Here is a 2,634-nt window from a genome sequence, read left to right on the forward strand (position 1 = left end):
CCTTTGGGCAGGGACATATGTATCTGGAAGGCATCAAAGCGACCGTACAGGCGCGGGAGCGCGCCTGGCAGGCTGTGGCCGCCATCAGGCAGGCCGGCGAGCGTTTTGTCCGTCAGGGAGAGGAAAACGAGAATCTCGTCCTGCGGCAACTGGAGAAAACCGATGACCTGCAGAACCGGGTTCGCGAGGAGATGCCGGAAGAGCCGGGACGGGCCCTGGCCGCCCTCTTCGACACCGCCCGCGACAATCAACTGCGCGCCTGGGAATTCTACCGCAACCAGAACTATCGCCCCGCCCTTCGTCTGTCCCGACAGGCGGAACGGACCCTGCTGAATATTCTCGAAAGACTGCAGGGGAGAGCCGGTGAAAGAAATCGTCTCGAAAACCAGTTCCGTCAAACTGAGCAGCGCCTGGAGCAAGCGGAGCAGATCGCCCGGCAGTGCCAGAATCAGGCAATGACGCCGTTGGCGCTGCGCGCTCGCGAACAGTTCGCCGAAGCCCGGCAGTCCCATTTGGCGGGAGATACTGAGAAGGCAGAAGGGTATCTTAAGGCGGTTCAGCAGATGATTCGCCAGATTGTCCAGACCTGTGGCGATGCCGAGAATCTGAAGCCGATGATTCAAAACGTGCGGCGGGAGGCGGAGCATATCTCTAATGAAATCCGTAACAGCGGCAATAACGCGGCGATCCGGTTGTTTGAATCGGCAATGCGGCATTTGGCAGAAGCGGAACGGCACTGTGACAGCGGGGACTCGGAAGCCTGCGCCGCCAACCTTAAGGCGGCTCAAATGAATCTTCAGAAAGCCCGCCAGATGATTGGAATCTGATTGCTATCGATGAGATGTAGATTAGCGCTCATCCTTTTTTGCACTGGCTTGATTGCCGGGGAACTCCAGGCTGAAAACCCCGGCAATTTTACTTTCCGCGCCGGTGTCGGCTACGACTTCATTTCCCAGGAATATTATCTCGACTCCGCCCGCTACGACCCCGATTCCACCATCAACATCGCCCTGCTAAAGAGAGACTATCTCGATGACAAAAAGGGGCTCTTATATCTCAAATACCATCCCGATAACGGCGGTCGCCAAAACCTCGAAATCGGCTGGGAACAGACCCCCGATATCTACCGGGCGCTCGGCTGGGGACATTTTACCGTCAGCGGGAGCCGCAACCGCCTGGAATCTGATTTCCACTTTGAGCGGAAGAACCGCATCGATGGCGCTTCAGAAGCCGGGGAGGAGTTCCTGGTTGCCGACGGCCGTCTCGCCTGGCGACAGAACTGGTCGGATAAGGTCGAATCCAAAACCCGCATTTTCGGCGAAACGGTCTCGTTCGACTCCACCGGAGGCCTCCTTTATGACTACACCCGCTTCGGAGGCGATTTGACGGTCAACATCTCCAACCGCCGTTTCGACACCTGGTCTGTTACTGGCGGCATTGAAAAACGGACAGTTCGCGATTCGGCGGTTCTCGACTATTTCATCTGGCGGGGGAGCGGAAACTACCTGGGGAGCCTGGGAAGAGTTTTCTTATCGGCACAGGTTGGCTTGGAATGGAAAAAATATAACTGGGATGATGACCGCGATAACTACCTGTTTTACTCCGGCGACTTCTACGCCCGGATTCCTCTGGGGACAACCCTGTTCTTGCGCCCTTCCGGGATATTCGAATATTTCAATTTTGAGATAGAAGACTACTTTAGTAATGATTATTACCGGCTTCGTCCCGCCCTGGTTCTGGAAAAGGAACTTGGCTCGCTGACCCTTTCGACCGGTCCCAAAGCGGAGTTCTTTTCAGTCCGCACCGATTATGACGACGATGATTTTATCGAGGCCGGCCTCTCCGCCGGGGCTGACTATTACGGCGCCGAGCGCCTCTTTCTGATACTTGAAAACCAGCTGGGAAAACGGCATTACACCAACCGGCCCGAGTTCTACTCCGATTTCTGGTATGACCGTCTCAGCCTCATCGGCAACCTCAAAATCTGGCGCGCCCTGTCTTTTGAGCTCCTCTTTTCCGGCGAGTGGGAGTGGCATGAAATTGCCGCTGATGACGCCCGCCTGTATCTTATTTCGTCTCGCTTAACCTGCACATTTTAGCACTGCTCAGTAGTTCAGTGCCAGAGAGCCGACAGGCTCTGTTCCTTGCACCTTTTTTCACAATCTTGGTGAGGTGGTTGGTTTTTGAGTTTCTTGTGGCGGCCTGAGATTGTGAACAGGTTCACAATCAAGCGCTGTTTCCGGGTTGTTTGTTTTGTGGCGAGTTGTTTGTCTATAGATGATAGGTGCGGTTGGCGAGATGTCTGATATCTCATTTGATGATGGCGTGCGGTATCGGTCTTCTGGCTCGTCCCGGTCTCAACGCTGGGATAGTTTTCTTGGTCGGGTCAGGTCGGATGGTTTGGGGAGGGGGAGATAATCTCCCCTTGGCTTCCCCGGATATTGCTACTATTTGCCGTAGTATTTTGGTTTTTTATTAGATTTTTCTTGACAGATTGGAGGAATTGTTTATTTTGTTGATGTCCAGGGAATAGTTGTGTTGATGAAACGCTTCTGTTAAGGATGAGTTAGCACCTTGCGATATCGGTTGAGAGACTTGATATTGCGTCCTTTGAAAAGCTCTTATTGACAGGCC

The 2,634-nt window shown here is 53.9% G+C and carries 2 protein-coding genes; both read left to right on the top strand.

Annotation, left to right across the window (positions count from 1 at the left end):
• Nucleotides 1-827, top strand: an 827-nt coding sequence (locus tag AB1690_06800; GenBank protein ID MEW6015014.1) for a hypothetical protein, incomplete at its 5' end; no start/stop codon positions are given.
• 9 nt (nt 828-836) lie between these two features.
• Nucleotides 837-2,099 carry a hypothetical protein gene (locus tag AB1690_06805; GenBank protein ID MEW6015015.1) on the top strand — a complete coding sequence of 421 codons (1,263 nt, stop codon included), beginning with the start codon at nt 837-839 and terminating at the stop codon, nt 2,097-2,099.
• Nucleotides 2,100-2,634 lie beyond the last annotated feature (535 nt).

The organism is Candidatus Zixiibacteriota bacterium (genome assembly GCA_040753495.1).
Lineage (GTDB): Bacteria > Zixibacteria > MSB-5A5 > GN15 > PGXB01 > DYGG01.

Bases quoted from the DNA above. Each gene is read 5' to 3' on its own strand.
- AB1690_06805 (MEW6015015.1), top strand. From the start codon at position 837: ATGAGATGTAGATTAGCGCTCATCCTTTTTTGCACTGGCTTGATTGCC.